Origin of the sequence: Formosa bonchosmolovskayae (assembly GCF_051016085.1) — a bacterium.
Lineage (GTDB): Bacteria > Bacteroidota > Bacteroidia > Flavobacteriales > Flavobacteriaceae > Formosa.
The window spans coordinates 2,693,312-2,719,230 of the sequence record NZ_CP174605.1 but is presented as its reverse complement, the minus strand read 5'-3'; the positions used below and the strand labels follow the sequence as shown (position 1 = coordinate 2,719,230).

Annotated in this window: 16 protein-coding genes; all 16 read right to left on the bottom strand. The window is 35.5% G+C overall.

The genetic code is table 11. The features are described 5' to 3' along the window. Positions 1–8: 8 nt before the first annotated feature. Positions 9–809: an SGNH/GDSL hydrolase family protein gene (locus tag ACKC83_RS11425; RefSeq protein WP_434035596.1), complete on the bottom strand. Its 801-nt coding sequence runs from the start codon at positions 807–809 to the stop codon at positions 9–11. 55 nt (positions 810–864) lie between these two features. Beyond that, complete coding sequence (locus ACKC83_RS11420) at positions 865–2,253, bottom strand: hypothetical protein (RefSeq protein WP_434035595.1); 1,389 nt, start codon at positions 2,251–2,253, stop codon at positions 865–867. A gap of 189 nt (positions 2,254–2,442) precedes the next feature. Continuing rightward, entirely contained in the window at positions 2,443–3,276 is an 834-nt protein-coding gene (locus ACKC83_RS11415) for a 3-keto-disaccharide hydrolase (RefSeq protein ID WP_434035594.1), read from the bottom strand. A 29-nt stretch (positions 3,277–3,305) separates the two neighbouring features. Next, positions 3,306–4,898, bottom strand: coding sequence for a sulfatase family protein (locus ACKC83_RS11410; RefSeq protein WP_434035593.1), 1,593 nt, complete (start codon positions 4,896–4,898; stop codon positions 3,306–3,308). A 4-nt stretch (positions 4,899–4,902) separates the two neighbouring features. After that, positions 4,903–6,252, bottom strand: a complete 1,350-nt coding sequence (locus ACKC83_RS11405; protein WP_434035592.1) for a sulfatase — start codon at positions 6,250–6,252, stop codon at positions 4,903–4,905. Between the two features lie 78 nt (positions 6,253–6,330). Continuing rightward, the gene (locus ACKC83_RS11400; protein ID WP_434035591.1) at positions 6,331–8,262 is read right to left on the bottom strand and encodes a glycoside hydrolase family 97 catalytic domain-containing protein; all 1,932 of its coding nucleotides are present in this window, start codon (positions 8,260–8,262) and stop codon (positions 6,331–6,333) included. Positions 8,263–8,331: 69 nt separating this feature from the next. Beyond that, positions 8,332–10,179 carry an arylsulfatase gene (locus tag ACKC83_RS11395; RefSeq protein ID WP_434035590.1) on the bottom strand — a complete coding sequence of 616 codons (1,848 nt, stop codon included), beginning with the start codon at positions 10,177–10,179 and terminating at the stop codon, positions 8,332–8,334. Positions 10,180–10,205: 26 nt separating this feature from the next. Further along, positions 10,206–12,170, bottom strand: coding sequence for a hypothetical protein (locus ACKC83_RS11390; RefSeq protein ID WP_434035589.1), 1,965 nt, complete (start codon positions 12,168–12,170; stop codon positions 10,206–10,208). A gap of 38 nt (positions 12,171–12,208) precedes the next feature. Continuing rightward, the gene (locus ACKC83_RS11385) at positions 12,209–13,198 is read right to left on the bottom strand and encodes a Kelch repeat-containing protein (RefSeq protein ID WP_434035588.1); all 990 of its coding nucleotides are present in this window, start codon (positions 13,196–13,198) and stop codon (positions 12,209–12,211) included. A gap of 431 nt (positions 13,199–13,629) precedes the next feature. Then, positions 13,630–14,571 carry an alpha/beta hydrolase fold domain-containing protein gene (locus tag ACKC83_RS11380; RefSeq protein WP_434035587.1) on the bottom strand — a complete coding sequence of 314 codons (942 nt, stop codon included), beginning with the start codon at positions 14,569–14,571 and terminating at the stop codon, positions 13,630–13,632. 372 nt (positions 14,572–14,943) lie between these two features. Beyond that, on the bottom strand, positions 14,944–17,496 hold the full coding sequence (locus ACKC83_RS11375) for a glycoside hydrolase family 3 N-terminal domain-containing protein (protein WP_434035586.1): 2,553 nt from the start codon (positions 17,494–17,496) through the stop codon (positions 14,944–14,946). A 362-nt stretch (positions 17,497–17,858) separates the two neighbouring features. Then, positions 17,859–18,809 (bottom strand): SGNH/GDSL hydrolase family protein, encoded by a 951-nt coding sequence (locus tag ACKC83_RS11370; RefSeq protein WP_434035585.1) that lies wholly within the window; start codon positions 18,807–18,809, stop codon positions 17,859–17,861. A gap of 175 nt (positions 18,810–18,984) precedes the next feature. Beyond that, positions 18,985–20,358: an alpha-L-fucosidase gene (locus ACKC83_RS11365; RefSeq protein ID WP_414036975.1), complete on the bottom strand. Its 1,374-nt coding sequence runs from the start codon at positions 20,356–20,358 to the stop codon at positions 18,985–18,987. 20 nt (positions 20,359–20,378) lie between these two features. Continuing rightward, the gene (locus ACKC83_RS11360) at positions 20,379–22,742 is read right to left on the bottom strand and encodes a right-handed parallel beta-helix repeat-containing protein (protein ID WP_434035584.1); all 2,364 of its coding nucleotides are present in this window, start codon (positions 22,740–22,742) and stop codon (positions 20,379–20,381) included. 15 nt (positions 22,743–22,757) lie between these two features. Next, the gene (locus ACKC83_RS11355) at positions 22,758–23,090 is read right to left on the bottom strand and encodes a hypothetical protein (RefSeq protein ID WP_434035583.1); all 333 of its coding nucleotides are present in this window, start codon (positions 23,088–23,090) and stop codon (positions 22,758–22,760) included. Between the two features lie 14 nt (positions 23,091–23,104). Further along, the gene (locus ACKC83_RS11350) at positions 23,105–25,918 is read right to left on the bottom strand and encodes a heparinase II/III domain-containing protein (RefSeq protein WP_434035582.1); all 2,814 of its coding nucleotides are present in this window, start codon (positions 25,916–25,918) and stop codon (positions 23,105–23,107) included. Between the last annotated feature and the right edge of the window lies 1 nt (position 25,919).

The following is a 25,919-nucleotide window of genomic DNA, read 5'->3' as shown; positions in this document are numbered from 1 at the left end:
AATTTATATTATAATTCCGTTTCTATAATTTTAGCGACTTCTTTACCTTGGGCAAGAAAACCTAATTCTTTATAATGTACATTTCCAGGTTCTTGTGCCCAAGTCTCTAAATGAGGTTTAGTAAACCTGTATAAATCGTTTATTTTTATATCTGGATATTTTTCTAATACTTCCAAAGCCGCCTTATTATAAATAACACTATCACCTTCAAACCTACCTTTTGCATGCGCTGGCACAGGGGTTGTTGTAGCGAAGATTAATTTAGCCTTCGGAAAATTCGATTTTAAATACTCACAAATAGCTTGTAAGTTCATTTTATATTCTGAAATGGAAGAAACTTGTTTTCCTTCTTTATTTAGATTTTTACCTTTAAGATATTTTAAATCATGTAACCCGACATTAAAATGAATAATATCCCATTTAAAATCCCATCCTTCCTTTAAATTTGGCTGAAACATAGTCTCTTGAAGTGTATTCATATTCGGAATAAAATTCTGACTTGAACCACCGTTTTTAAATAATCTAAACACCGTAGCTTTATCATCTAATTGCGCGCGCGCTTCCGATGTATATAAAATTGAAATAGAATCGCCATAAATTAAAACATTTGGTTTGCCCTTTTTAGGATGCACATACTTAAAGGCGTCTGTTTTATAGACTTCTCCAATATTTCCGCATAAGGTGTTCCATTGCGAACGACAAATTTCTTCGTTAGTCTTGGTGCCCAAAGTGGCCGAAAAACCATTTGGAACTACAGAAATTGCTAATCCTCCTAATCCAATTATTTTTATAAACTCTTTCCGTTTCATGATTCTGACTGTATAAAACAATACACGTTATTCCGCTTTATTTATATTTAAAAGTTTAATTATGTTGAATAACTTTGGTGTTTTCTCCTTTATCTTCTATCAGCTTTCCATTAGTTACAATCTCACTGTTATGTGTTAGCTTACCAATTTTTATAGGCATTCCTGTTTCGTTTACAAACTGCAGATCACTAGTTTCTCCCTCTCCATAAGGCGACATAGATTCGCCATGCTCTGGATGTGTATATCCGATTAATATTGGAAGATCTTGCGTTCTATTTTTTCCATTAGCCGATTTTAATACTACTTTATTATTGCGACCTTGTACCGTTGCCAAAGCATGTACAATTCTATCCGATTCTGCAGGATCCAGAATTAATTCCACATTTACATTACTACCTTCTACAAATAGTAATGGCCCATAATTAGCATCGCCTTTACAGTTTTTAACTATCGCATTATCTCCTACCCAATACGCGCGTTCTGTCCCAATGGTTGTACAGTTTTCAAGTCGAACGCCTTCTGCACGTAATTCGAAGCCTGCACGTGTATTTTTGGCTGTACAATTTTTAAAGTGAATATTTTTAGAATAACCATACGTTCGAAAACCATCTTCGCTTAAAGATTTCATATAACCAGGAGTTACAACATACTCGCCTCCACGATTCTGAGTCCAAGTGCGGAAATTTACATCGAAAGCTGGGCCCGAAGTTTCTGCCAAAATATCGTCTGTTGTGCGTATTGCGCCTTCTGCATAACAATCTTCGAAATACACATTTTCTGGATTTTTCTGAATAAAAAAACAGTGACCAAAAGAGCGATTATACAATTTACAACGGTATAATTTTGTGTCGCTTCCTGTCACTAATAAACCACTATGTTTCTTGTGTTTAATTACAGTCTCTTTAGCCTTACCTTTTCCAAATAAATCTCCGTAGCCATATGGCGAAGACCCTGCAACGTAAAGTGTTATATCTTTAAGAACATTCCCTTGGCCAGCCACTTGAAGCACCGTACCTCCTGGCGACGTCCCTTCTCCAATACATCTAATGGTTAATCCATGAACTGTATTATTATTTCCTTTTATTATAAATTCGTCGCTATGAATTGGCGGATTTAATACTGTGCGTAATTCGGTATCGACCTCAATTTCTACACCTTCAAGTTTAAATACATTATTACTACCGTTAAACACGATATATGAAAATTTCTTTTGATCGTGACGAACACGTATCGAATCTACTGTTAAATAATTAGCGAGTTTATATACACCTGGCTTCATGGTTATCACATTTCCGCTCTGCGATGCATAAGTCGCTAATTCTTCCAGACTCGAAATCTGAATTTCTTTAGCATTTGAAAACTGACTAAAAAATAAGAATCCGAAGACATAAAGCAATGTTTTAAAATGTAAAGTTACATTTTGATGAAGGTTTGTTTTTATCATTTTACGGCCTAATTTTTATCCACTACCAAGATCACAAATTTGAAAACAAACGAATATAAACTATGATTCTTTTCGTATAAATTAAGTGTCAATTTACAATAAACACACGCTTTTAAACGCAAAAAAGCCTTTTCAATGTTTTAATTTTGAAAAGGCTTATAACGAGTATTTGGATTGGTTACTCTAGGGTTATTTTAAAAATGTTTCTGCAGGCACGACCTCATCAAACTCTTTTATTTTAATATCTCTATAATAAATCTCTGCAGTTTCAGATTGAAATCCGATAATTCCCGAACTTGGATTTAAATTAAAGGCCATATTTACAATGTCGCCATTTAATTTATGAATCGTATACTTATCGCCCATGACTATAATTTCGCATTGATTCCATTGATCGTCCAACGCTTTAAAATTACGTGTTGGTGTTGCATGATGAAGCCAACTCTTTGAAGTATCTAAAACACCGCCTTGTTTGGGATGCAAATATGTCTCACTATCTTTAGCCCTATACCAGTCGTATGTCACATCTTTTGGACGAATTAAATCACCAGTATGATTTCGTTTTGTAGTCTGGTCGTAACGCACCTGATATTCTATTCCTGTAGGCCAAACGGCATCATTTGTTATATGATAATACACACCGGCATCATATTGCCAACGCTCAAAATTGTTTGCAACACGACTTCCCCATTTGTATTCAAATTTCAAGATATATTTACTGTATGTTTTCTTGGTGTAAAACAGACCATGTGTATTATTTTCACCCGTATTTAACTCATATTCATCAGGAAAAGCATCGTTAAACACATGAACCATATCGTTTTCAATAGCAAACACTTTTTTCGCCAAAACATCGTCTCCATTGCGAAGTTTTAAATACCAACCGTCGAAGTTTTTTCCGTTGAAAAGTGTTTCGAATCCATCTTTATCTAGAACTTTTGAGTTGGATTGATCTTGTGCTAATAATGGAACTCCCATACAGAACAGTAAACTTGCTGAAAGAACCATGGTTTTAATGGTCATATTAAAAAGGTTTAGGTTAGTAAATCGGATTAGTTTAAATTCATCCACGTTAATTGCGACCAATCTTCCTTAATAAAAGGTTGAGAAGGACCTGCAGTAGACCTTCCGTTTTTTATAATATCTGTGATTTTAGTTTTTAACTGACTTACAATTTCTGGATGCTCGAAATACAAATTTTTAGTTTCACCTGGATCATTTTCTAAATCGTATAACTCGTAAATAGCTTCGCCTGCTTTAGGTTCAATGATAACTGGTTTTAACGAACCTCCAGAACCTCTAAGCATATTTAATTTCCATTTCCCTTCACGAATTGCAAAATGCCCAGTAAAGGAATGATGAATCACAGCTCTATTTTGAACCTCTGTATTCCCCTTCATTAAATGGTATAAACTGTAACTATCTTCGGCAGCGTTTACCGGAAGTTGTGCATCTACAATATCTGCAATGGTCGCTAAATAATCGGTTTGACAAACAGGTGTATCTACTACGCTCCCTGCTTTAATCTGATCTGGCCAGCGCATTAAAAAAGGAACGCGATGTCCGCCTTCATAAATATCACGCTTACCGCCTTTAAAATTCATACAGCTATAATGCTGATAGGTATCTCTTTGATACTCGTAATTACTTTCTGCACCATTATCCGATGAAAAAATCACCAAAGTATTATCTTCTAAACCATTTGCTTTTAGCGCATCTAACACCTGACCTACACGGTAATCGGTTTCTTGCATAAAATCTCCGTAATTACCACAATTACTTTTACCCTGAAAATCAGGATGTGTACTATGTGGCAAGTGCGGACTCGTTAATGGAAAATACAAGAAGAATGGTTTCCCATTTTTAGCTTCTGTAGCTGTTTCATTAATATATTTTACAGCTCTATTGGTTAACGTTTCCAACACATATTCGTCGTTAAAAGATGGAGCGACTTCCACATAACCTTTACTTTGCTCGGCTTGATAAGGTGGTGTCATTCTATAAGTACGAGGCGTGACATCCATTTTCTTTTTGGTGTACATATTTGGCGGATCCAACACGCGATCATTCTCTAAATACGTTAATATTCCATAATTCATAGATGCGGGAATCCCGAAAAAATAATCGAATCCTTTTTCTATAGGTCCGTCGGTAAATGGTTGTGACCAATCGCGTCCGCCTTCTTTTACATCTCCTACAAATTCCATTTGTAAATGCCATTTACCAATCATTGCCGTATTATACCCTTGCTTTTGAAGTAACGAACCAATAGTCATGCGTTGGTCTTCAATTAAACATGGTCCATCGGCTCTTAGCACGCCTTTTTTTAACGATGTTCTCCAGCTATAACGGCCCGTTAACAACGAATATCGCGATGGTGTACACACGGCATCACTACTATGCCCGTCTGTAAACACAATACCCTCATTAGCTATACGATCCATATTTGGCGTTTTAAATTTGGCCTCCGGATTTAATGCACTCACATCTCCATACCCTTGATCGTCGGTGTAAATAATTACAATATTTGGTTTTGTTTGCTGTGCAAAACCGAAGAAACTAACAAACATTAAACATCCAGTAATTAAACTTTTATTCCAGTTATTACACTTTTTATTTATAAATTTCCTGTGTGTTTTATTCATATAATTACTTCTTAAAATCTTCATTTTCGATAGGCATTTCTGCATCTACCTCTCTTTGCCAAGCTCTTAAATTATAGGTTAATTCCTTTGCTTTATTTGGGTAAGTGTCTAATACATTATTTTGTTCTGCTATATCTTCATCTAAATTGTACAAGAACTCTTTTTCTGTTTCAAAAGCAATAATATATTTCCACTTACCCTTTCGAATTGCTGCTCCCATAGACAAACCTTCTTTTCTATGATGTGGAAAATGCCAGTATAGAGGGCGTTCACAAATATTCTTTTTCCCGTTAAACAAAGACACCATACTAATGCCTTCTAATTTAGGATATACACTAGATATTCCTCCGGCTAATTCTATAAAGGTTGGAAAAAAATCTACGCTACTTACAGGGGTATTACACACGCTTCCTGCTTTAATTTTGCCTTTCCAGTTCACAACCATAGGTACACGAATACCTCCTTCGTTTAAAGTTCCTTTTTTACCTTTTAGAGGAAGATTACCCCATAAACCTCCATTATCTGAATAAAAAACAACAATAGTATTCTCTAATAGGTTTAAGTCCGCTAATGTATTCATGACTTTCCCTACATTTTGATCTAACTTTTCAATCATAGCAAAATAGGTATTGCCATCATGTTCTTCAATAATTTTATCCGGCGCCGCCAAGGGTGTATGCACAGTATAAGTCGCTAAATTTAAAAAGAAGGGCCTATCTTTATTTTGCTCAATAAAGTTAATCGCTTCATCTCCTAATCTATCCGTAAGATATTCTCCTGTTGGCCCATCTGTAATCGTACCATTTTTATAAGGAGAAAAATAACTAGCAGGTTGACCATACGCACAGCCTCCAATATTAACATCAAAACCTTGATGATCTGGATTAAACTTAGGATTCACAATTCCATCTTCTGTGTAAATAGACCCTTCTCCCCCTAAGTGCCATTTACCAATATAAGCTGTTGCGTAACCTTGTGCATTTAAAGCTTCTGCGATGGTAATTTCTTCCTGTGGTAAATGATCTAAAAAGTAAGCTTCCTTTAATCTTTTTCCTTGATTTAACTTCTTTAAATATTTATCCATTCCCATTCCTGGAATATGACAGGTGATTTTTACAGACGCAGGAGATTTCCCGGTAACTATACTCGCCCTAGTTGGCGAACAAACCGGTGCGGCGGCATAAGCGTCTGTAAACTGCATACCCGTCTTTGTGAGTTTATTAATATTAGGGGTTTTAATACCTTCCTTCTGATTCATATATTCTACATCCGAATAGCCTAAATCATCTACTATTATAAAAACAATATTAGGTTTGATTTCATTTGACGTAGAATCTTGTGAGAAACAGTTCAAAGAAAAAAACAGCAGTAGACATACTACTTGTAATGGTGAATTAATACACGTATTATACATAAATTTTAATTCTAATAACTAATCGGCTATTGGTCTAATCCACATAGCATGTCCTCCCCCAGGTGCTAATTTTGCTTTAACGACCTCTCCTTTTTTAACCTTACCTTTTCTTATTTGGTAAGCTTCAGGGTTGGTTTTACAATGTGTGTTGTTTGTATCTTCGTAAAAAGTAACATCATAAGTTTGATTTTCTTTAAGAAAATCTAAATTAAGATCGAGTACTCCACCTTCTTGATTGTACACCGAACCGATAAACCATTCTTCACCATGTTTTCTAGCCGTAGAGATATATCCCCCCATTTTAGCATGTAACACCTTACTCTCATCCCATTCTCCGACTGGCATTTTCTGAATAAATTCAAATAAATCTGCTTTTTCATTATACGCTTCTGGTGCATCCGGAATACATACCAAACCACTATAAATAATAAGAGTCCGTGCTACTTCTGAAACAACAGTAGAAAAATATGAATTTGGTTTTCTAGGGCCTTTTTCTCTTAAACCACTATTAATTCCGGTAAGATCAAAATTACCATTATTCATATCTAATGGTCCTTGTATGGCGTTTACTAACGCCATCTTTATAAACGTTTCGGGTGTAAACGCTCTTCTCGAATCTTGTTGTGCATGACAATACTCACGTGTTATGGCATTGGGATAAGTCCGTTGTATACCTGTGAAAGGTACTGGAGCATCATGAAAATCGATTAATAACCGGCTTTCTGCACTCTTCTGAATGGCGTTACTTGTAAATGACACATTACTACCCATAAAGCCATATTTAATTCCACTCATACCTAATGATTGATAATACGAAAACAATGTATCGTCACCAAAATTACCTTTATGTCTATCATAATATAAAATCAGTTTTACATTTTTATCCTTTGCATATGCAGACACCTTTTCAATATCTAGATCTTCTGCTATTTCTAGATAACCTTTCGTGGCTTTTGTAAACCAAAAATCATCTATTAAAAAATATTCGATTCCTTTCTCTGAGGCAAAATCAATGAACCGTAGATAACTTTCGGTATTTATACCATAGGTAAATCCGTCTTTCGTTTTATAATCGTGTACTCTCCAATCCCAAAGCGTTTTCCCTGGTTTAATCCATGAGGTATCTTCAATCTGATTTGGAGTTGCTAGATTTAGAGGTACAGTATTAGTAACCAAATCACCTATTTTATCGTTAACTAAAATAACTCGCCAAGGCGTTGTTGTAAGCGCACCTTTTAGCCTAGTTGTATTAGAAGAAACTAACGTTTTATTGTTTTTATTGAAATTAAATTTTATAACTCCAAATTCTGGAGCAGTAAATAAATCAGACTCTAAAATGGACAAATATGTATCTTCTGAGTTTTCTACAACAATAGGTGTTATTAATTTAGGAAGTTCCTTAGCTTTAGATAAGGTATTAAAGTTAAGAGGACCTATTGGCTCCCCTTCTCCTGCTGGACAATATAAAACAGCTGTAGCATTTAAATTGTATTCACAATAAAACTCAACTTCTCTCCCTTCGTTATAGCCTTCTATTTTATATCTAAACCCAACCCCATAATTATACGCTCGAATGAAAAGCGTGGTTTTTATCCCATCACTTTTTAAATCTAAGACAAGCTCATTATATTGATTTTTAATTTCACTAAACTGCCCCCAAACAGGGTTCCAAGTTGAGTTTTCCGAAGTTATACGACTTCCCTTAATTTCCAATTCTGAAATATTTGAAAAAATCGATATTTGAGAAGCTTTTACTATCGCCTTTCCTTCTTTTAAAAGGGAATATTTTAAGTGATTATTATCTTGATGTATTACAACGGATAATTTTCCGGATGGAGATTCAATTTCAAACCCTTTATTTGTAGACGCTTTAGAGTGTATAAATACACATAAAAATATAATGCTAAGACACCTTGTAAAATCTAATTTAAATCCTATTTTTTTGTCCATGTACATTGGTATGTGTAAATAATAACTAAATTTATTTTTAACCGGTTGTTATACCAGTCCCTCTACTATCTATATTTTTTCTGCAGTAACATAATAAGCCCCTAATTCCTCATTATTATCTAAGGTAAACCATGTTTGAAGTTGAGAATCTCCAGCTTTTAAATCGACTGTAAACTCAACATATTCCTGAGTGTCATCCACGGCTTTCTCATCTTCAATATCTTGAATTTTAATTCGAGCATTTTTAATACTCAAGGCTTTTCCTTTTTTAGATGCACTTACACTAGTACCTGGAAGTTCTGGACGTATAGCCGCCTCTGCTCCTAGTGCTAGCTTAGTTTCTTTTGGCCAACGGCGTAATTTTAAATTATAAGTTCCAGCTTCCGCAACTTTAATTAACCAATATCCATTATCCATATATCCTTCTCTAATATGTCTTTGGTGCCATGGGCTCGCTGCTTTTTCGGTATGCCAATCGTGACAAAATAATGTTGCAGGATTCTCTGCTTCATGACCAATATAAATTCGAGGTAAATCGCTATATCCTGGTAATAAATCTGCCCACCATGCGTTGTAAGCATCTTTAAATTCAGCCATTTTTTCTGGATGCAGATCGGCAATATTGTTTCGTTGCTCTGGGTCGGTTTTTAGATCGTATAACTCTGTACCATCTATAACGCGCCACTTACCTTGCATTAGAGACGTTCTTCTCCAAGGTTCTGGCACATCGATACGTTGAGAATTTGTAATTACAATACGCTCTTTAAAGTCCGTATCATCTCCTTCTATTAGCGGTTTTAAACTTTGTCCGTCAAATTTAATATCATCTTTTACATCTAAATTACATAAATCTACTAAGGTTGGTACCACATCGTAATGCGCTGTTAAGGCATCGATATCTTTCCCTACTGTTATGCCTCCATTTTTCCAATGGATAAATAAAGGAACACGATGACCGCCTTCATATTTACTCGCTTTAATTCCGCGCATACCGGCATTAAATCCTTTGGTAACAAAACCATCTAATCTATCGTCTGTCTTTGGAATTTTTGCTCCTGCAGACGTTCCGTTATCAGTCATAAAAATTAAAATGGTATTATCTATTAATCCGCTTGTGTTTAAATACTCGGTAAGCTTTCCTATATTTTCATCCACATTAGCGATTAAGCCATAAAAGGCCGCACTTGGAATGTTCTCATTATCTTTATAAGGATCGGAATATTTATCGTCTACAAAATATGGTGTGTGAGCGGCATTTGTAGGCAAATAACAAAAGAACGGCTTGTTTTTAGCTTTGTTAACTTCCATAAATTTAATGGCTTCATCGAACCAAATATCCGTACAAAATCCTTCAAATTGTTCTAATTTACCATTTCTGTGATAGGTATCGTCAAAGTAATCGTTATCCCAATAATCCATAGTTTGCTCGATACCCCCACCGCCAAAACTAACAACTTCTTCAAAACCTTTGTCTTGTGGTCGTGATGGATAATTATCTCCCAAATGCCATTTTCCAAAGAGTCCAGTAGCATAACCATTTTCTTTCATAATTGTTGCCACCGTAGTTTCACGCTCTAAGAGTATAGAACGCCCATTTACTGTGTGCCAAACGCCTGCTCTGTTTGCATTATGTCCCGTTAATAATGCCGCACGTGTAGGCGCACAAGTTGGATTTACATGATAATCTGTAAATCGAGCACTACTTGCGTGCAAAGCATCAATATGCGGTGTTTTTATATATGGGTTTCCTAAAGCGCCAATATCTCCATAACCTTGATCGTCCACCAAAATTAAAATCACATTTGGTTTTTCTGAATTGATTTCAGTCTTTTCAACTATCTTTTTATCATCAGTTTTGCACGAAGTAAAACACAACGCGCTCACTAACAATCCGATGTAGAATGTGTAAGATTTCATTTTTATTAATTTAGATTAGTTTGTTTTTAATTATAAAAGGGTGTGTATTTTAAGGTAAGATCACCTGATTTCACTGAATTTTTAAATTCAATTCCTATTCTTTTTGCGCCTTTGCCTTCTCTTAAATGCTCTACAGGAACGGGTTCTGGATGAATTTCAACTTGCCCTACAGAGCTAGAAATTTCAACTTTTACCTTTTCAGTTTTCCCAATAAGCATCACAGTGTTAGCATCTAAAATTTCATAATTGGCAAACGTCATGATTGCCGATCCAAAATCTATGTTTTCTGAGGCCTCAAAATGGTCTGTAATACTAATGCTTCCGTTTCCAGTCTTAATATTAGTGATAGTACGTGTTAGCACATCCAACACAGTTAAATTGTAAGCTGGTTTTATATCCATAACCACCTTATCTTCTTCCGAAGAAAAACTAGTATCGGTGATTATCCCTTTAAATGATTTTCCATTAGACTGTAAGGTATTATTAATTTTCGGAACCGGATGCCCCCAAGAGCTTCGCGCTTTATTATCTGGAGAAAACGAACCGGCCATATACGATGGTGCTCCAATATCGCCCGAAATTAATTCGTCATTTAAAACAATAATATAGGTACCTACATCACTATGGTTATGATTCTCGGCGTTATGCCCTGCCTTTACAGCAATGGAAAACGGCACTTCTTGTTTACCTCTAGATATTACCATTCCAAAATCGTCGAAATAGGTGTGATCTGCTAATGCTGAAGATGAATTTTGAGTTGTATTAGGGGTAAACATTTCTGGATGATCCCAAGCGATAATCTGCTCTACAGCCTCTTCAAATCTAATTTCTGATGGTTTTTTAGCGCCATAATAAGCAGCGGATAAAACTTCGGCAAAATTACTTCCTTTACTAGACGTATGCGATACACCATCGGCAAACGGTGCACAGGTACCATTCTGAATTTCGAATTGTTCAGGAAAGTTTCCTACATTTTTTAATTTTTGAGGATTTTCGCCTTTAAATAAATCAATTTTTCCACCGGTATAATCATATACCATTTGCGCTAAATAGAGATAGTGATTAAATCCATATCCCCAGTACCCTAATCCCTCCGAGCAATAACCATCTTCTCCAAAACCACTAACATAATGTTTCATGCTGTTTATTGCAGAACCTACAGCAGAAATACGCTCTTCATGACTTCTAGAATTGGTAAGAGTTACAAATAAAGTACCACTTGTACACACAGAATTCCAATTGCTAGTCCCATCTATCCAACGGTTGTTTTCGTCTGCAATTTCACAACTTTTTATATAATTATCGGTAATCCGCCATTGCAACTGCTCCTGAATATCTGTCCGCATTGTTTCCGAAAGTGAATCGCCCAAAAGTGATTCTCCTAATGCTAACACCATTCCAAATTTACGAGCGCCTAAGTCTATAGACACGCGTCTGCCTTCTAAAACACCATTATCTTTATCGTCGTGATTAGGATGCAACCACGATTTCATATCCATAATGGCTTGCATATAGGTATTAATTTGAGGTATAAATCGCCCTTTATTCTCTAGACATTCAGCTAAAATATAATGTTCTAAATGTTCCATTGTACGGTAATATCTCGGCTTATAAATCTTTCTATTACCGTCTTTATTTGCCAAGCGATAAATACTATCACTTATTGGTACTTCTGGTTGTTTATCTATTAACGCTTCGGCATCTTTTAAATACTCCTGACCAGATTTTGTATTAGCAATTGCATCCCAATAGGTTCTATCGGAAATTGAAGGCGCCGCTTTATATGTGGTTTCTGGAATAATTGCTTTAAGCATTTCCATTTGTTTTGCTGAAGGATAAATCGTATCGGTTCTGCCGTGTTTTAAAAATTCCGAAATGTCTAAGTTATTCGATTCTGGTTTTGAATTGCAACTCACAACAACAGTACTCATTACAAATAGTGTAATCACGAAAAGTGATACAGAGGATTTTAAGTTATTACTAATATTCATAATATATTTTGTTATATAACGCAGTTAATATGTTAAACCTAATCTTCTTTACTGAAACTTAAGATAGTAGACAACTCCGGATTTCCTCCTCGTTTACCACAACCCGAAGCGATATACAGTTTCTTTTTATACCATATTAATTGCGTTCCATGTCTGCCTTCTGGCATACTAGGCCAAGCACTCCATGCTTCTGTTTTTGTATCTAAACATTCAACTTTGTTGTGCGCTTCTTTTTGACTTGCACTTTCTCCTCCAGCAAACAGAATTTTATCTTTAACCGCTATTGCTGTGACTCCTGCACGTTCTGTTGGCACGTTTTCTTTTAAAGTATGCCACATATTCGTTTTAAAATCGAATACATCGACTTCACCAATTGTCAGTTCAAAAACTTTTTTAATTTTTCCTGAAGATACGCGACCTCCTAGCATATATAATTTACCGTTAGTCACTGCAGACGAAGCGTGATCTCTAGCGCGAGGTGCATCCGGCAGTACGTTCCATTGTCCCGTTTTAAAATCGTAACTATCAAACCAAGTGACATGGCCATCCCAATGTCCGTCTATTATTCCGCCAGCGATATACAGTTTATCGTTATACACACTTGCGGTTGTTGAAGCTCTAAGTCGGTTATTTGGCATTTTAAAAGCGATAGACCAAGAATCTGTTTTTGGACTGTACATATACACATCTTTAACGGGGGTTTCATGTGGATAAGGTCCGGTGTGTGCCCCTGCTACATAAATATTTCCTTTATAGGTTACACCTTGAAAGTGATGCAATTCTATTGGCGGTTTAGCACCCGAAGTCCACGTTTTTGTTTTGGGATTAAAAATTGAAACCTCTTGAATACGACGTCCGCCTAACAAATAAAACAAACCATCTGCTTCTACAAAAGCGGCTTCATGTCGTGCTACAGGTTCGCCGGTACAACTTAATGTCTTCCAAGAATAATCCTGAATATCTTGCGCATTTACCTGAGTATTTAATCCTAGAAACAGACATAATATAATAAGATATGATATTCGCATTTACTTAACTTTTTAGTGTTTTGAATGAAATAGACTTGAATTAATTAAGCTTTTAAGCGCTTACTAAAAAGCAATTCAAGTAAAAAAACTCATCTAGATTTTTATAAACATAATTAACACGCTTATTAATTTGGATCCTTTTTAAATCAAAAAAATAACATTGAAGACCACATACAATGCATCTACAATGTTATTTTTTTTAATTCAATTTAAGTATAACTCATGGTTCAATTTTTATAAACTATGACCTTTAAACCTTACTCCCCCTGCAATTAAAAGTTTTATCCCTCGATATGCTATGACTCAAGTCTTCTTAATTAATATTATAAAGCACAACGCGACGATATATTATTATTCGTTCAAAACGGTGTTAACCGATCATGTAAAATCTAGAATCCAAATTAAAATTTGACTAATTAATTACAAAATCATCATTTTAAATTAGACAGTATAAAATGGGTCGTATAATTATCGATTTCTTCTTGTGAGGGCGAAATATCTCCAGAAAAGCTATGACCTCCATTTACCACAGTAAGCAATTCTACATCGGCATCTTTCTCTTTTGCGACCTCAACCATATATTGAGAATTTATAATAGGAAGCGTTTTATCGCTGTCGCCATGTACCAATAAAACGGGTAAACTATCTGAGTTTAAAAATTCTGTCGGACTTAATAATCGTGCGAGTTCCGGTTTTTCTTCTAGAGTGCCACCTAAAAGACGCTTAAAAAGTGTGCTGTCTTCAAAAACCGAATTTGGACGCAAATCTGGATTTAAACAAGACGTAAACGGATAGTAGGAAGCCACACATTTATATTTTGGATGAATCTGAGCTAATTCTTTATCTCCTGGAAAATAATCATCGGGTACTAAAGCCGTGACTAAACTCAGGTGTCCGCCAGCCGAGCCTCCCCAAACACCATAATTCTCCTTGTCTAATTTATAATCTTCGGCATGTTTTAAGAGAAATCTAGCCGCATCCTTACAATCTATAGCAGATTCGAACGAGGTAACAGGAGCTTTCGCTAATCTGTAATCTATTGTAACACATATAACACCGTTTTCAACAAGTTTTTTTAATGTTCCAACAAAGGCAGTCCTATAAATATTATCCATATGTCCGCCAGCCCATCCACCACCATGAACAAAAACCATCCATGGATTTTCCGCTTTTAATTTATCGGCATCTGGAAAAAAAACATCCATCACTAAATCCTTTCCATCTACAGTTTTATAAACGACATCTTCTTGAAAATTAGTCCCTTTGATAAAACCATAATCCGATGCTTTTTGCGCGTAAACTAGTGTTAAACTAGATACTAAAAACAGAAAAGAAAAAAACCATAATGAGGTCGCATGTCGTGTTAAATTCATGATATAAATTATATTAATACATAGATTATTTTTTAAAACCCTCTTTTAGAATTTTAAAACTTCAATTAAAGATATACTCAAAAAAACTACATTGCATATCCCAATTGATAAATACAATATTATTTTTTTAAATTGATATGTGTTCTAAACCATAGTTCAATATCTATAAACTATGATGTTTTATATTTCACATATTAGTTCACACGCATTTAATTACCTAATTTACTATACTGTTGCAACCAAACTTTTTTAAGTTAAATAAATGATTAGTTGAATCTTTTTTTTAATTTATTTTATGATCATGACATTAGATATTAAATGTGAAGGCTAAAACTATTACGTATCTGAATTATATTATTTCGATTATTTCAGTTATTTTACGATTATAATCTGTTTCTGTACTATTTCAGATGAAGACTTCCCAATCTGAATTTCGTATCGCCCAGGATTTACTACATATTTTTGTTTATTTACATCCCACCACTGCATATCGTTAATAGAAAAATGCAACGCGACTTGCTCCGTGTCACCTTTAGCAATAGAAACTCTTTTAAATGCTTTTAATTGACGAATTGGCTGATATACTTTAGAATCTAAGTTGGTAACGTATAGTTGAATCACATCATCGCCATCCATAACTCCTGAGTTTTTAACATCTAAAACAGCCGTGACTTCTTTTTTATTCTGAGTAATTTTCAATCCTGAATACTCAAACGACGTGTAGCTTAATCCGTACCCAAATGGATAGGTCACATTATCTTTCATATACATGTATGTTCGTCCTTTACTGATTTCGTAATTTTCAAAATCTGGTAATTTCTCAGGATCGGTGTAAAATGTAAGCGGAAGATGTCCTGAAGGACTAACTTTACCGGTAATTAACTCTGCTAAAGCATAACCACCTTCTTGCCCTGGAAACCATTGTAACAAAATAGATGGCACAACGTCATTTAGTTCAGACAACTGCACTACTGTGCCACCATTTAATACCACTAACATGTTGGGATATATAGACGCCAGTGCTTTAATTTCTTCCATCTGATCTTCTGGTAAAATAGAATTCATCCGATCATGAGATTCTTTAGACATTCTCCATGTAAGTCCACCCACGTATATTAGCAATTTATCTTCTGGATGCTCTACAGCAACAACCTCTTGGGGTTCCACCCATTTTAATAATGCCCGAGCAGGCTCTGCCTCTTCATTATAATATTCTACTTTTAAATTTACTGCTTTACCAGCTTCTAGAAAAATCCCTTGAGACTCTTCGCTATCCTTTGCTTTGCTATGCCAATTATCAAGAATTTTTTCATTGTTTATCCAAACACGCGCTCCGCTTAAAGCCGTCACTGAAAAATAATGAAGTCCAGTACGATTAGGTGTTAAATCGGCTGTCCAACGTGCCGAAAAGGTAGGCTGTGGAATTTCAGGATCTATATGTGCTAGTGGTTTTGGCAAATCCAAATCGAAACCACGATCTGTTCTCACCGAAATAGGATGACCTTCGAGTTTAGTCCCTGCAAAATATTCTCCTGTTACGCCTTTAGTCTCTGGCTTTCCAGGAACGTTTAAATTGCCTTCTGGAATGAATAACCACTTCCCGCCTAACTGACTTTTAATTTCGAATTGGTTTCCTGCGATTTCTTGCATACCAAACATGGGTGTTGCTGCTACACCTGCCGCATTTCCGCTGTAAGCTCCAAAAGGCGCATCATTAACATAAGGTCCGGCAAAAAGAATAGATTTATATTTTTCTGGAGTTGCAGGAAGCACATTGTTTTTATTTTGTAGTAACACAGCACCCTCTCGTGCAATTTGTCTAGCAATAGCTAAATGATTTTCTGAACCAACCACATCTGTTGATATTTTAGTATACGGATTATCTTCATCTGAACGTAAAAGTCCTAATTTAATACGCGTAGCTAGACTACGAATAATGGCTTGATCCAAATCCGATTCTTTCATTAAACCCTGTTGAACCGCTTGCTTAGACCATTCTCTCTCATTAACTTCTCTAGCTCTGTCCGATCCAGAATACATATCTACACCAGCGGTAATCATCATCATAGCAGCTTCTGGTCCATCTTTAGCATATTTATGTTGCTCTACCAAGTGTCCTGGTACTCCAACATCGGTTACCACAGTCCCGTTAAAGCCCCATTCGTCCCGCAAAATATCGGTTAACAACCATTTATTGGCAGAACACGGAATGCCGTTTAAACCATTATACGCCGTCATGATAGATTCTACATCTTCGCGAGCAATGACATCCCGATAGGCTGGAAAATAATATTCTCGTAATGCACGCTCTGATACATCTGGACGCACATGCAAGCGATTATGTTCTGTATTGTTTACTACAAAGTGTTTTATAGTCGCTACAGTCTTTAAATAATTGGGATCACCGCCTTGCAATCCGTTTACAAAAGCAGATGCAAGCTCGGTGGTTAAAAAAGGATCTTCCCCATAGGTTTCTTCTGTACGTCCCCATCGTGGATCACGCGCCATATTTATAACAGGACTCCATAAGGTTAAACCGTGATATCGTCTTGCTTTATCTTCGGCTGTATCTGCATTATTAAGCGCACGAGCTTCATCACTTATAGCGGTGGTCATGTCTTTAATTAAAGACGGATTCCAACCCGAAGCCATAGACAATGGCACAGGAAACTGAGTAGCTTCTCCCCGACGTGCTACGCCATGCAATGCTTCATTCCACCAATGATGTCCAGGAATATCTAAACGCTCTATGGGTAAATTCGTCATTTCTATTAACCTGACTTTTTCCTCTAAAGTCATTTGTTTTACCAGATCTTTTGCTTGCTTGGTTGCACGCTTATGAAGTGCTGTGCGATCTTGTGCTACACTTGTTTTCGCTAAGAGCATTGAAACACAACAAGCGACTAATAGCATGTATTTTTTCATAACTTCTTTATTTATCTATCACATTACTATACCTATAAAGCGCTACATTGAAAACGTAAATTCACGTGATATCGTTTTGAAGGGCTCTTCTTTTAATCTTTAATAATTTAATCTATTTTTAAGTATTAATACCAACCCATAAACCAGCGCTTCAATCCTATATTAATGACATACACAATACTATTAATTTTAGACTAAAAAGTATATCATTCATCATTCAAGAACTATAAATTATGGTCTATTTTGGAGTGTGTAATACTTAAAACGTTTTATAAGAAGACAAAAAAATATTTATATAAAAAAGCCTCATAACTACTTAAGAAAAGCAACGATGAGGCTAGGAATTAATAAAATGTGATAAACTATTTTAATGCTTTAGATATTGCAGATTTCACCATAGGCTCCATAATAAGATAGCCCTCTACATTTGGGTGAACAGTATCTCTTCCCAATTCTTTTATCAAACCTTTATCGTCATTAACCATTGGGGTATAATAATCTAAATAAATTATCTTATTTTTCTTAGCATACGCTTTCAAAAGTGTATTCAGCTCGATAATTTTATCTGCAGGTTCAATTGATGGACTCCAAGAATAACTACTCGCAGGAAGCACCGATGCCAATATGACTTCAATATTATTTGCTTTAGCTAATTCTGCCATAGAATATATATTTCCAGCAATACGGTCTATGTCAATATACCCTCTGTTTCCGGCAATGTCGTTTGTTCCAGCAGAAATCACAACTACCTTTGGTTGTAATTCGATTACATCTGGTCTAAAACGTAATAGCATTTGCGCACTAGTTTGTCCGCTAATTCCTCTATTCACAAAAGATGGATTTTCTTCGAAAAACACCCCATGATCACGCGTCCAATTATCGGTTATGGAGTTCCCGATAAACACCACTCTATTTTCTTTTTTACTCGGTGCTTTTAATTCGGCATTCGCTTGGCTATAACGAGCTAGATTTGCCCAATCTTCTGTAGGTATTAATTGTATTTTTAAAACTGAAACTTGGCTTTCTTGAGCTTTTTCTGGTAAAAAGGCCGTTAATTTACCATCAACTAACTTTATTTTTACTTTTTTATCTGGATTAGAAAGTAACCTTGCTTCTCTTGGTTTAATCGCTCTATCTAAAACCAATTTACCATCTTCTGGCCAGTTAAATATGTGAGCCAATAAAAACCCTTCTTCACCTACTGTGTAGGCTCCCCATTCTGGTTTTTCGTAAGTAATTGTTTGAGAAAACCCAATACCAACATGCAGAAAAAATGCTAGTATTATACTAAACATGCTTTTATAAATATTCATCTTTTTGTTTTTATTGATTTCATAGTATATCCAAATCGTTCGTTATACGCTGTCATGCTATATTGATTAAAGATTACAACAGCATATTTTAATTATACAATTGTATTGTAATTTAAACAGGCAAACACCTAAAACGTTGTTTGCCTGTTTTATACATTTAATTCGACTTAACTTTTTATTTAGCCAACTCTATTTTAACAACAGAAACAGTTGTATCTGGTGCTAACTGAGGCACATCGATTAATAATTCGCGAGATGTTCCTAGTGCATTTAATTCTGTCTTAGGATCTGTTAACAAAGTTGCTCTTTTAACTTTAATGTCTTTATTTAGTTTTAAAAGTCCATCTTCTGGCCAATCGAAAACATGAGCATAAATGACACCATCTTTTTGAGTATAACGTCCCCATTTTGGTTTTTCGTAAGGACTTGCAGTTGCGCCATAAATCGCTTCACCATTTTTCTTAGTCCACTGCCCCATAGCTTCTAAACGACGAATACTTTCTGCTGGAAATCTTCCGAAACCATCAGGTCCTATGTTTAATAAGAAGTTTCCTCCTTTAGATACGATGTCGACTAATTTTTCAATTAAATCTTCACTACTTTTCCAATTCACGTCTGAAGGTTTATACCCCCAAGTACCATTCATAGTCATACACGCTTCCCAATCTGTATCAATTCCTGTATCTGGAATTTCTTGCTCTGGTGTACCGAAATCTCCTGCAAACTGACCAGGTTTATTATTCATTCCATCCATACCGGTTCGCCCTTTATCTACTCTGTTATTTACAATAGTATTTGGTTGAATGTCACGAATGTATTTGTAAAGATCTTTCCCCATTTCTGTAGTGTAATCTGAAATCCAATCTCCATCAAACCAAACTACTCCAATATCACCGTAATTTTTCAATAATTCACCCACTTGAGGCTTCATATAATTTTCGTAATATTTAGGAAATTCTGGGTTTACAACAGACGGATCATCATGCTGAGAAATGTTGTAATTTGGATATAAATTACCCTGTGCTTGTGGGTGATGCCAATCTACTATAGAATAGTATAAACAGAATTTAATGCCTTGTTTTTTACAAGCTTCGGCTAATTCTTTTACAATATCACGCTTAAATGGCGCGGTATCCATTACATCGTAATCTGATACTTTTGAATCCCATAACGCAAACCCTTCATGATGCTTAGAAGTTAAAACTATATATTTCATCCCAGCATTTTTCGCCATGGTTACCCATGCATCTGCATCGAACAACTGTGGGTTGAACATTTCAGGATATTTTTCATACTCTTCAATAGTGTAGTCTAGTTTGTCCATGGCCCATTCTGCACCACCTCCAGCGATTTTAGTACCGCGTTCTCCACCAATAATAGAGTAAGCTCCCCAGTGGATAAACATTCCAAATTTAGAATCTCTCCACCATTCCATACGCTCGTCGTCCGACAACTTCTTCTTCGAGCTTGCTTGTGCCAAAACTGGCCCCATGTTTAACATGACAATTACCACCAGTAAGCACATGTTCCTTAACGTTTTCATTTTCATTTTTTATTATTTTAAGTTAATTAATTTGTTTTTATATTGATTGTCTTTTCAGACTGGTTTCTCATAATTACAAGTTCCATTTCATCTGTAGTATTTTCTACATTTATTTTGAAAAAATCTTGAATATTCTTCACTGGTTTTCCATCTGCTTGAAGAATGACATCTCCTTTTTTAATCCCGTCGTTTTTAACAGCAGGACTTGCATTCCAGATTCTTAACACGATAACACCTTCTGCAGAATTTAATCCGTAAGCCGATTGTTCTTGAGGAGATTCTACACTTTTAATATTGTTACGTAACCAAGCTACAATGGGACTACTTTCCTTTTCTGATGGATCTTTCAAGACCGGAACCTCTGGAGTTTTAGCTCGCTTTTTAAAGCTTTCTTTTTGAACGCCAAACTGATCCATTGGAAAATTTTTGAAGCCTATTTTTAAAGCAGGAGAATCGTCTGCAACGCTAAAATCTAAATTTGCTGGATCCTTAAATTTAGGATCTCCAAAAGTACTATTTAAATCTCTGTCGTAAATTTGAGACTTCATCATCGTGACTTCATTAGGAAATAAATTATAATCTAATTCTTTCCCCCAGCCTTGTAAACCAACATCTTGATAAGCATCTGCAACTATATTGTGTTTAAATACATCTTGGCTATTTGCAAACCACACATGTGGATGTAAAGAATTATTTACTATGATATTATTTTCGGCAACACGATTAAAACCTTCACGTAATTTAAGTCCGTTATTCAGCATTAAATTATCGTAAATGTGATAATTTGATGAACCGTCGTCCAAATCGATATCCCAACCATGATCGCAACGAAAACGGTTATTTCTAATGATTGTGGTTTTTACAGCATCCCAAGTATACATCTCTGGATGCGCCGTAGTTAAACTATCCATAACTTTACGTTTTGGATGCCAAAAACGATCACGTCCCCAAGAATTAAAAGATCCATGATCGTGAGTTTCTAAAACCGTATTAAACACGTCGTTAAATTCTAAAATATGTCCGCCCCAAGTACCATCTCCAATATTAATTCCTGCTCTTGGTACATCGTAAATACTGTTATGTCTCACTGTAATATCCATCGCCATCGCGATTTCTACACCTGCTGTTTGCTTTTCAATACGGCCAATTCTGTGGATTAAATTATCTTCTACTACACAATCTCTCGGGTATAATTCATTTTTAGGACCTGCAATCGTATCCATTTCTGAAAACGGAACAAATTGCCCATAATTAAATGAGGGAGAACGTACCGCTGAAGGATCTCCAATAAAAGACACGGCACTTGCACCGTTTTCATATATATGATTACCCGTTACATTTAAACCTTTATTATACTTGCTTACCATAATAACGTTTCCGCCCAAATTAGTAAACTCATTGTCTTTAACCAGACAGTTTTCGGTACCTTCGAAATACAAAACGCCACCTCTATAAATAGACCAATCGCTTCTTAATAAAGGTTCGAACTCTTCCATAAATGTACGTTTTGTGTGTTGGAACGTCATTCCGCTTATGGTAATATCTTTTACAGGATTGTCTAACGTTCCAATCACTTGAATTAAATCTTTAAGAACTGCGACTTCAATTTTAGAGGTCTGTAATGTTGTTGTATCTGCTGGCCAATAATATAATTTATGTGCATCTGTATCTAAAAACCATTCCCCCGGACTATCCAATTCTTCAAACACATTTTCTACCATACGAAATTCTTCGTGTGGCTTAGAACCTCTGTTATTTTGTTGCCCACCTTCTAAGATTGCTGTTCCATCTTCATTGACTCCTGTGATTTCAAAATGAAAACCACCCCATTTTCCGCCATGCAATGCATGAAAATAAGCACCCTCAGGTTTTTTCCATGTTGCAATACGCTCTTTGGAAATTGCATCGGGAGCAGAACCTTGCCAATATTGAGAAGATTCATCATAATTAGGATAACGCGCAAGAATTTGAGGTGTACCGTTTACAATTAACTGATCAAAATCTAAATTTTCATCTACCGTTGTCACAAATATATTTTCATTAAACGAATCCCAATTTAGATCTAAAACTTCTGAACCTTTTATACGCACTTGGTCTGCGCCAGCTCCTTTAATTGTTAGTCCGCTTAAAGCAGGAGTAATATGTATAGCGTGCTCTAGATAATAGTCTCCAGGAAGCACATTAATTTCTATAGAAGAATTCTGATCCTCTGCTCTTAATTCTACAGCATGTTTAACCGCATCTTCTAAATGAGCAAAAGGTTCTTTTTCTGTTCCATTGGCTTGTGCCGTACCTGAATGAGATACAAATATTGTAATGACTTTATCCGCGTTAGAACCACACGAGGCCGCTACAAAAGCAAGCATAAAAATTAACAAAAGATTCTTCATAAATGTGTTTTTAGATTATTGATTACGTTTTAAGTAGCCCTGAGATTCTAAAAATAAACCGGCATCACAACTATTCTTTCCGTCTTTATTAAAACCACCATAACGTTGACCTTTAGCATTATTTAAATTTGAATTACAAAACTTTAAGCTGTTCATTTGAATGCGTTCACACCACTCATATTTTGCTTGCGCTATAAAATCTCCATTGACATATATCGCATATTTTATGGTATTATAATCTATTGAAATATGCTTTGACCCCACCCTAAAACCAGCCATATAGACATGGCCATAGGCACCTATAGAAGGCAAGAAAAATAAAACAAGTATGGCTATATTTATAATCATTTCTGTAAATTCTATCAATATACGATTTCGACTTTATTATATGCTTTTTCTAATCTAAATTCTAATTGTTCAGAATTGAAACGTCCAACTTGACCTTCTCTAGAATGCTTTAATTCCTTTTCTTCGTAAACTTTTAATACTGCAGTTTTTTTACCGTCCACAAATGGTGCTCTAATTAGAATGGCTCCATCCGTCTCTATTGTAAAAGTGTCACCAATACGCTCTACAGAAACTGTTACGGGAGCCCCCGAAGCAATAATTTCCCATCCAAATTGTTTGAATCGATACATTCCAGAAATAAAAATATACTCCAAGTCTGCATTATTCTTTAGTGTACGGGTTACCGATAGTAATCCTTTTTGGTAGAGGTTAGCTGTTTCAATTACATCATCTTCTGAAGTATTTAAAACAATTTTATCGGTTGTTTTACTATCACTTAACAACACGTCTATAACCTGAGTACTTGGATTATCCTTTAAAGATGAATAGGTCACATTAGTAATCGGATTCTCCTCACCTTCATAGTACGGATTAAAAACTACCGCAAACGGATTGTCCCAAGCGGCTGCTTCTCGTTTCACTATTAAGGTTTGCATAGGGTTATCTATAACTTCGATCGGAGCAGTGCCTTTACTTAATAAATTCGATTTTGGAGCCAAGGCTGTATAGATGCTTTGAAGTTCACTTCCTTTTATCCAAAGCTTCATCATATTATCTGCCTTATCCTTACTCTTTAACCTAAATACGGCTTGAACATCTGCAGACGTTATGACTTTTTTCTTCTCTGTTAAATAGTCATAACCTTTAATATCGCCGTGTTTACTACCAAAATCTTCTGTCTCTTTTAGAATAAGAGCTTTAGCATTTGTATCGAAAAGCGATAAAGATTGACCTAAATTATGATAAAAATAATCGTGGCGTTGCGTCCCTGTCTTTTGAGTTTTAGATCTAAACACATCTACAATATATCCTTGATCTGATTTAGATTTTATAAGCGCGGTAAATCGTTGCTGATTGGCTTTTGCTTCAGGTTCAAAGAATGAAACTTTAGAGAAGGTTAACTTTTTAAATGTAGGCGTAATTCCTACTTGAGGAAAACTGTTCTCTAACGTAAATGGATGATAACTACGCATTGCATTATAGTCTGAAACACCATTAACAACCACCGTATTATGAGCCGGAAACTTTGAATAATACTCGTTATGGTTTTCATGCCAATAACTCGACCCTTTTCCCATATCTGGTCCTAGCACATAGTTGTTTGCAAATAATTCTATAGCTACACCATTGGCATGTGCGTGATTTCCGTACGATCCAAACGTAGAAACCATCATGGCGCTATCTCCTGAACCCAATCTCTGATTAAATAAGCTAACATTTGAGGCATAGAATGTTGGCGATGTTAACTGTTCCAATCCGTCTGAATCCGTTTCTGAGGTTTTCAATTTATCGACATAAAAGAATAATTCAAATAAATCGCTGGCATGTCTTTTATACTCGTCTTTAGCAATCATCTGCTCCAACAAACCAGAAATAACGACTTCTTTTTCCGAATCTTTATATTTTCTATAATTTGCGATTAGCAATTCAAAATTTTCTGGCGGTAATGTTTTATGGTTAGAATCTCCAAAACCAATTGAATAACCGCTAGGAAATAAATACTGAAACGATGCCAATGCCGCCTTTTCAATAATTGGAAAGTTAGATAATTCGTTATTATTTGTAGTATTATCTAATAGTGTTACAATTTCTAATAAGGTAGTAATAACGTGTATAGAATACGAAGCACTTTCTGGCCATATTCCCGTGTCTTGGTCGTACACCAGTAATGATTCGTTAATAGATAATTGTCTATCTGTAGAAGTATTAAACGTTAAATCTAAGAAGTATTCGCGTCCTTTACCATTTTTATACGCTGCATTAGCGTCAAGCACTACAGCGACAAAAGTTAAAAATCGCGCTTGAAACAGATTCCAATTATTATCTGGAACACCATTTTTTATGATTTGATCTCCCCATTTTTGAAATACTGCCACACTGTGTTCTAAGTTCACATTTTCAGCTTCAAAATAATCATATAAGAAATCGTACGTGGTTAATAAACTTATCAATATTTTTTCATGAATCACCTCAAAAGTTGCCAATCCTGAAAGACGCTGTTGTTTTCCATTTTCTAGATCTATTGGTGCATCGCGGTAATACATTCCCTCGATATAAGTTTCGTAAACCGGTTTTGCAAACGTTGCATATTTCTGATCTCCAGTAACCCAATATAAAAAGGCAGCATCTTCTACAAGTGCCATGATTTTACGATTAATTCCTTCAATAGCATGTCCGATTTTTGAAGGATGTACCCACTCTTTTTTCTTCGTTTTTTTATGTGCAACATAATAGCCACGCACATCATCAAAATAAGGTTCTACATCTTCTATTTTGGGAGCGACATATGCTGTAGCCCAATCTCGAGTTCCCGAAAAACGAACCGTTGGCACAGGAGCAAGACCTTCGGAATGATCAAAATTTCCTCCTTTTAAAAACACCTTATCATGTTTTGTGGTCCAATTCATTTGTAACCTAGACACTAGCCACGTCGGATCATTCTTAACATATTCTAAATACGGCTCTAGATTTTCAATTTTCTTATCTATTAAACTTTGCTTCCAATCTTCTTGCTTAATACGCTTTAAAAAATCTGATTTCGATTCACCAGACGTATAAATTCTTGGGTGAATCGATTCTTGTGCAAAACCTACAACAGTGTTGAACAGCATAGTCAAAAACAGACCAATTAAAACTGGTTTAATATGTAAAAAACGCTTTGTCATCATT